Source organism: Burkholderia sp. Tr-20390 (genome assembly GCF_017104595.1).
Classification (GTDB): Bacteria; Pseudomonadota; Gammaproteobacteria; order Burkholderiales; family Burkholderiaceae; genus Burkholderia.
In genome coordinates this window covers 1-6,059 of the sequence record NZ_JAAGPC010000314.1, presented here as the reverse complement: position 1 = coordinate 6,059, position 6,059 = coordinate 1, and the positions used below count along the sequence as shown (strand labels likewise).

The following is a 6,059-nucleotide window of genomic DNA, read 5'->3' as shown; positions in this document are numbered from 1 at the left end:
TGATTTAATATATATCATCTTCTGTCATCAGCGCGCGGCCCACAACGCGATCTACCCCATGCCATACCCCCTTTCCCTACACGCCGCTCTTCCGATCCGGCACTCGGCCTCGCGGGCCAGACGGCCGCGATCCCGTTCGACATCCCGTTGCGCGAAGCGCGCGATGCGTTCGAGCGCGCGTACTTCGAATATCACCTCGCGCGCGAAAACGGCAGCATGACGCGCGTCGCGGAGAAGACGGGCCTCGAGCGCACGCACCTGTATCGCAAGCTCAAGCAGCTCGGTGTCGAGCTCGGCAAGAAGCCGTCCGAAGGCGCCGTATAAAATATTTCGTGAAAGTACTTGATCAAGTAACGAAGGGTGGATATACTTTCTCTTCTTCGTTGGCCCGGTAGCTCAGTTGGTAGAGCAGCGGATTGAAAATCCGCGTGTCGTTGGTTCGATTCCGACCCAGGCCACCAGAATTAAAACCCCAAGAATCGGAAGGTTCTTGGGGTTTTTCGTTTGTGGCGGGGTTTGCGTGATGCATGACGTGGGATGGCGTGCCCGGCAGTGTTCATGAGGGCATGATAAAATCCGTGTCCGCTCAATAACTTAGCGCATCGCTTCATGCGCACGGCAGGCTGCCAGCGTGGCGCCGCCGTGGCGCGCGGCAACGATGCCGCGCGATGGGCGGTATAAGCGCTCCGCCGCGTTCGCGGCCGATTGCGCTGCCTATACTGGTCGAGCCGGCCCAGGCCGGCACGCGTCGGGCCGCCCGGCGGCAGCCGGCCCCGGGGCGCAGCGCGACGCGAGCCTACACATTCACGGAGTATCACGGTGATTCGGACAGACGCTAAAGACGGCGCGCTCGTGTTGTTTTCCGGCGGGCAGGACTCGGCCACGTGCGTGGCATGGGCTCTCGAACGCTACCAGACGGTCGAGACGCTCGGCTTCGATTACGGCCAGCGCCACCGCGTCGAGCTCGAATGTCGCGAAGGCGTGCGCGAAGCGCTGAAGCGTGACTTTCCCGCCTGGTCGGACCGGCTCGGTGACGATCACATGATCGACCTGTCGGTGCTCGGCGCGATCAGCGATACCGCGATGACGCGCACGATCGAGATCGAGACGACGGCGAACGGCCTGCCGAACACGTTCGTGCCGGGCCGCAACCTGATGTTCATGACGATCGCCGCGGCGATCGCCTATCGCCGCGGGCTGCGCGTGCTGGTCGGCGGGATGTGCGAGACGGATTTCTCGGGCTATCCCGACTGCCGCGACGACACGATGAAGGCGCTGCAGGTCGCGCTGAACCTCGGGATGGATACGCGCATGGTGCTCGAGACGCCGCTGATGTGGCTCGACAAGGCGCAAACCTGGCAGCTCGCCGAACAGCTCGGCGGCGAAGCGCTCGTCGAACTGATCCGCGTCGAGACGCACACGTGCTACGTGGGCGAGCGCGCGGAACTGCACGACTGGGGCTTCGGCTGTGGCGAATGCCCGGCCTGCAAGCTGCGCAAGCGCGGCTACGAGGCCTACCTGAAGGGCGAGCGGGTGACCGAAGCGCCGCTGTGATGCAGCGGCAACGGCAGCGCCTGGTGATTAACGGATTCTGATCGACAACGAGCGGCGCGAGCCGGACGAAGCACGATGACTTACGCGGTCAAGGAAATTTTCTACACGTTGCAGGGCGAGGGCGCGAACGCGGGCCGGCCGGCCGTGTTTTGCCGGTTCGCCGGCTGCAACCTGTGGTCGGGCCGCGAAGAGGATCGTGCGGAGGCCGTGTGCCGCTTCTGCGATACCGACTTCGTCGGCACCGACGGCGAGAACGGCGGCAAGTTCAAGGATGCCGAAGCGCTCGTCGCGACGATCGCCGGCCTGTGGCCGGAGGGCGAGGCGCACCGCTTCGTCGTCTGCACGGGCGGCGAGCCGATGCTGCAGCTCGACCAGCCGCTCGTCGATGCGCTGCATGCGGCCGGCTTCGAGATCGCGATCGAGACCAACGGCTCGCTGCCGGTGCTCGAATCGATCGACTGGATCTGCGTGAGCCCGAAGGCCGACGCGCCGCTCGTCGTCACGAAGGGCAACGAGCTGAAGGTCGTGATCCCGCAGGACAACCAGCGGCTCGCCGACTACGCGAAGCTCGACTTCGAGTATTACCTCGTCCAGCCGATGGACGGCCCGTCGCGCGACCTCAATACGAAGCTCGCGATCGACTGGTGCAAGCGTCATCCGCAGTGGCGGCTGTCGATGCAGACCCACAAATATCTGAACATTCCCTGAGCCCCGGCTTTTGACATCGTGCTGATTACCCGAAAACTCGAATTCGACGCGGGCCACCGCATTCCCGACCACCGCAGCCAGTGCCGGAACCTGCATGGCCATCGCTATGTGCTCGAAGTCACGCTGCGCGGCGATCTCGTCGATACTGAGGGGGCGCCCGACCGCGGCATGGTGATGGATTTCGCCGACGTGAAGGCGCTCGCGATGGAGCACCTGGTCGGCAAGTGGGACCACGCGTTCCTGGTCTATGCGCGCGACGACGTCGTGCGCTCGTTCCTCGAGCAGATGGCCGACCACAAGACGGTCGTGATCGACCGGATTCCGACCGTCGAGAACCTCGCGGCGATCGCGTTCGACATCCTCGCGAACGTGTACGACGCGCACTACGGCGTGAACCTGCGGCTCGAGCGCGTGCGCCTGTACGAAACGCCGAACTGCTGGGCCGACGTCGAGCGCCAGCCCGGCCGCTGATCCCGCCTTCCCGGCCGCCCCGCCACCCGGCGCGGGCTGCCTGACGCCGCATCCTGCGGCCCCGTCCCGCCTCGCTCCCCGTCCGTTCCCACATTTCGCGTAACGCCGCGCTATGATCGTTGCGTGGCGCCGAAAAACGCCGCCGTGCGCGGGTCGTGCGGCCGGCGCTGTCAGATCGGCCGCCCATGGCCGACCAACGTTCCAGGGCCCGGTCCTGGCGCCGCCGTGCTTCGCTGCCCGGTGTGTCGCGCTCCGCTTTGCCCGTTGCTTGTCCCGTTCGATTGCCGTTCCGTCCAGGAGGCCGTATCGATGAGCACGCTCACCAATTCCCTCAAACAACGCCTGCGCGACGGCGACGAGCCGCTGTACGGCCTGTGGCTGTCGCTCGGCAGCGACTCGGCCGCGGAAGCGCTCGCGCATGCCGGCTACGACTGGCTCTGCATCGACATGGAGCACGCGCCGAACGACAGCCGCGATGTTGCATCGCAGTTGCGCGCGATCGCCGCCGCTCATCTGCCGAGCGAGCCCGTCGTGCGCGTGCCGGCGCGTGAGCCGTGGCTCGTGAAGCGTGCGCTCGATGCGGGCGCGCGCACGCTGATGTTTCCCTGCATCGAGACGCTCGACGACGCCACGCACGCGGTGCGGCTCACGCGCTATCCGTCGCCCGATTCGCCGGACGGGCTGCGCGGCGTCGCGGGCATGGTGCGCGCGGCGGCGTTCGGCATGCGTCGCGACTACGTGCAGACGGCGAATGCGCAGGTCGCGGTGATCGTGCAGATCGAGTCGGCGCGCGGCGTCGATGAAGTCGAGCGGATTGCGGCGCTGCCCGGCATCGATTGCCTGTTCGTCGGCCCGGCCGATCTCGCGGCGAGCCTCGGTCACCTCGGCGACATCCGTCACCCGGACGTCGAAACCGCGATGGCGCGCGTGCTCGCGGCCGGCCGGCAGGCCGGCGTCGCGGTCGGGATCTTCGCGGGCGATACGGCGGCCGCGCGCCAGTATCGCGAGGCCGGCTACCGGATGATCACGGTGTCGGCCGACGTCAGCTGGTTGTTGCGCGCCACGCGGCAGGCGCTGCAGGAGGTGCGGTCATGAACGGTGGCGATGGCGCGTGCCGTGGGCGCGCGCAGGGTGGGATCGGGAGGCGCCGGCAGGTCGGCGCGGTGCTCGGCCTGTGGGTCGTGTGGATCGCGGCTGCCGCGCAGGGCGCGCCGCAGGCGAAGCCCGATCCGTCGCGCGAGACGCAGTCGGCGGTCGCCGACTACAACGCCGGCGACTTTCGTGCGGCGCTGGTGCAGTTCCACGACGCGGCCGAGCGCGGCGACCGTCTCGCGCAATTCAACTACGCGATGATGCTGCTGACGGGCGAAGGCGTGACCGCGAACGTCGACGAAGGGTTGCGCTGGCTGAAGCGCGCGGCCGACGCGAACATGTCGCATGCGCAGTACGTATACGGCCGGATGTTCGACGACGGCGAGTTCGTCGCGCGCGATCCGGCCGAAGCGCACCGCTGGTTCCTGCGGGCGGCGAAACAGGGGCACGTGCAGGCCGAGCTGTCGCTCGCGAACCAGTTCCTCGACGGGCGCGGCACGCCGCGCGACAACCGGCAGGCGTTCACGTGGTACAAGCAGGCCGCCGACGCGGGCGAACCGACCGCGCAGTACGTGACCGCGTCGTTCTACGAGCGCGGTGGCGACGGTGTCGCGCAGAACCTCAACATCGCGCGGGCGTATTACGCGGCGGCGGCCGCGCAGGGCGACGAGACGGCCGGGCTGAAATTCAAGGAGCTGAGTGCGCGGCTGAAGGCGCAGGGGCCGGCATCGGGCGCCGGGGCGGAGCCGGGCGGCGCACACGCACCGCCGCCGTGAGCGGGGGCGCGCGCCGCGCGGCACTGCGTGGCCGCCCTTGTCATCCGCAGTCGAAAAAAAACGGCGCCGAAGCGCCGTTTTTCTTTATGCGATGCGTGCCGCGCGGTCAACTCTTCATCAACCGCCGCTGCCGCCCGACGCTCATGATCATCCCGATCGCGATGCCGAGCGTCGTGAGCGCGGTGCCGCCGTAACTCATGAACGGCAGCGGCACGCCGACGACCGGCAGCACGCCGCTCACCATCCCGATGTTGACGAACGCATAGACGAAGAACGCGAGCGTGAGCGAGCCCGCGAGCAGGCGGCCGAACAGCGTCGCGCCCTGCGCGGCGATATAGAGCCCGCGTGCGATCAGCGCCATGTACAGCGTCAGCAGCACGAGCCCGCCGACGAGCCCCCATTCCTCGGAGAACACCGCGAAGATGAAGTCGGTGTGCTTCTCCGGAATGAATTCGAGGTGCGCCTGCGTGCCTTTCAGGTAGCCCTTGCCGAGCACGCCGCCCGAGCCGATCGCGATCACGGCCTGGATCGTGTGGAAGCCCTTGCCGAGCGGGTCGGAAGTCGGGTCGAGCAGCGTACATACGCGGTGCTTCTGGTAATCGTGCATCAGCGGCCACTGCACTTCGGGCTGGCAGATGCGCTCTTCGAACACGGCGATCGAGCCGACCGCGATCACGCCCGCGACGAGCACCGGCACGATCAGCTTGAACGACAGGCCGGCGAGGTAGATCACGAAGAAGCCGGCCGCGAACACGAGCAGGCCCGTGCCGAGGTCGGGCTGCTTCGCGATCAGCCCGACCGGTACCAGCAGGATCCCGAACGCGACGATGAAGTCGTACCAGCGCAGCCCGCCCTCACGGCGCTGGTAGTACCACGCGAGCATCAGCGGTGTCGCGATCTTGAGGATTTCCGACGGCTGGATCACGACGCCGACGTTCAGCCAGCGCTTCGCGCCCTTCTTGGTCATCCCGAACAGCGCGACCGCAATCAATAGCGCGACCCCGAACGTGTAGAGCGGGACCGCGAAGCGCATCAGCGTCGTGGGCGGGATGTTGGCGATCACCCACATCAGCACGAACGTCAGCAGGATGTTGCGCAACTGGTCCTCGACGCGGCCGGGCATGTCGATCGCCGCGCTGTACAGCGTGACGATGCCGACGCACAGCAGCAGGAACACGATGAGGGCGAGCGGGCGGTCGAAGCCCGCGAACATCTGCTTGATCTTGTCGAGCCAGGCGCGCTTGTCGAATTGCATGCCTTTCTCCGTTAATGAGCGGTGCCGGCGTCCGCCGCCTTCGCGGGGGCCGTTGCACGGTGATTGTCGTCGCGCGGCGTGGTAGTTGAAGCAGTAGAGTTTCTTCGACTTCGTTTGAAGCGGAATGACGGCGGAACCATCCCCGATCGCGTTCCCGCGCGACTTGCCGGCCGAATAATCGTGAAGCGTGAACGTCGAGGCGA

At 66.9% G+C, this 6,059-nt stretch carries 6 protein-coding genes, 1 tRNA gene and 1 pseudogene; 7 read left to right on the top strand and 1 reads right to left on the bottom strand.

The window, feature by feature from the left end; all coding sequences use genetic code 11:
• Window positions 1-99: 99 nt before the first annotated feature.
• The 7 genes and pseudogenes from esaR to G3N98_RS37985 all read left to right on the top strand — a co-directional run.
• Window positions 100-324 (top strand): annotated as a pseudogene (gene esaR / locus G3N98_RS38015) (response regulator transcription factor EsaR); the annotation flags it as partial.
• Window positions 325-385: 61 nt separating this feature from the next.
• A tRNA-Phe gene (locus tag G3N98_RS38010) sits at window positions 386-461 on the top strand.
• 358 nt (window positions 462-819) lie between these two features.
• Window positions 820-1,554: a 7-cyano-7-deazaguanine synthase QueC gene (gene queC / locus G3N98_RS38005; RefSeq protein ID WP_089426591.1), complete on the top strand. Its 735-nt coding sequence runs from the start codon at window positions 820-822 to the stop codon at window positions 1,552-1,554.
• 75 nt (window positions 1,555-1,629) lie between these two features.
• Window positions 1,630-2,262, top strand: a complete 633-nt coding sequence (queE, locus tag G3N98_RS38000; RefSeq protein WP_011353564.1) for a 7-carboxy-7-deazaguanine synthase — start codon at window positions 1,630-1,632, stop codon at window positions 2,260-2,262.
• 18 nt (window positions 2,263-2,280) lie between these two features.
• Window positions 2,281-2,733, top strand: a complete 453-nt coding sequence (queD, locus tag G3N98_RS37995; RefSeq protein WP_011353563.1) for a 6-carboxytetrahydropterin synthase QueD — start codon at window positions 2,281-2,283, stop codon at window positions 2,731-2,733.
• 309 nt (window positions 2,734-3,042) lie between these two features.
• The gene (locus tag G3N98_RS37990; protein WP_089473744.1) at window positions 3,043-3,828 is read left to right on the top strand and encodes an aldolase/citrate lyase family protein; all 786 of its coding nucleotides are present in this window, start codon (window positions 3,043-3,045) and stop codon (window positions 3,826-3,828) included.
• Window positions 3,825-4,601: a tetratricopeptide repeat protein gene (locus tag G3N98_RS37985; RefSeq protein WP_089473743.1), complete on the top strand. Its 777-nt coding sequence runs from the start codon at window positions 3,825-3,827 to the stop codon at window positions 4,599-4,601. Before G3N98_RS37990 ends, G3N98_RS37985 begins: the two co-directional genes overlap by 4 nt.
• Window positions 4,602-4,707: 106 nt before the next feature.
• Here G3N98_RS37985 and rodA read toward each other — a convergent pair whose 3' ends face one another.
• On the bottom strand, window positions 4,708-5,856 hold the full coding sequence (gene rodA, locus G3N98_RS37980; RefSeq protein WP_089426588.1) for a rod shape-determining protein RodA: 1,149 nt from the start codon (window positions 5,854-5,856) through the stop codon (window positions 4,708-4,710).
• Window positions 5,857-6,059 lie beyond the last annotated feature (203 nt).